Genomic DNA, 776 nt, shown 5'->3' with positions numbered 1-776 from the left:
AACCGTTCACTCAGCAACAATGAAAGAAGCGCTAGCCGAGTGGGATATCATGCAAAACAACTCACCTGAATTGGCAGAGTTCTTTAAAGCAGGTCCAGCGGGCATTCCAACACAGACCGCGTTTAGCCAAGCGACAAGATGGCCAAGCCTAGATGGTGACCGTAAAGATGGTTGTATTCGTTCTATCGAAAACGCGTTCTCGCTAGAGGGCGGCCTCGCTATTCTTTATGGCAATATCGCTCTTGATGGGTGTGTTGTGAAGACGGCAGGCGTTGATGAGTCAATCCACGTATTCACGGGTAAAGCAAAGATCTTCGAAAGCCAAGACTCAGCAGTAAAAGGTATTTTGAACGATGAAGTAAGTGAAGGCGACGTTGTCGTTATTCGCTACGAAGGTCCGAAAGGCGGCCCAGGGATGCAAGAGATGCTTTACCCAACAAGTTACCTTAAATCGAAAGGCCTTGGTAAAGCATGTGCGCTATTAACCGACGGTCGATTCTCAGGCGGCACCTCTGGCCTATCTATCGGTCACTGCTCACCAGAAGCTGCAGCAGGTGGTGCTATAGGCCTGATTGAAGAGGGCGACATCATTGAAATCAACATTCCTGAACGTAGCATCAACGTGAAACTTAGCGATGCTGAGTTACAAGCTCGCCGCGATGCAATGGACGCAAAAGGAAAAGATGCGTGGAAGCCATTAGAAGATCGTCCACGTAAAGTGACACCAGCACTTAAAGCATATGCTTTACTAGCCACTAGTGCGGACAAAGGCGGTG

1 protein-coding gene is annotated in these 776 nt (G+C 48.8%); it reads left to right on the top strand.

The features are described from left to right. On the top strand, window positions 1-776 hold a 776-nt coding region (locus A3738_RS01495), incomplete at both ends, for a dihydroxy-acid dehydratase (protein ID WP_197473508.1).

Source organism: Oleiphilus sp. HI0066 (genome assembly GCF_001635725.1).
The sequence above is the reverse complement of the archived record's forward strand: the minus strand, read 5'-3'. Positions and strand labels throughout refer to the sequence as shown.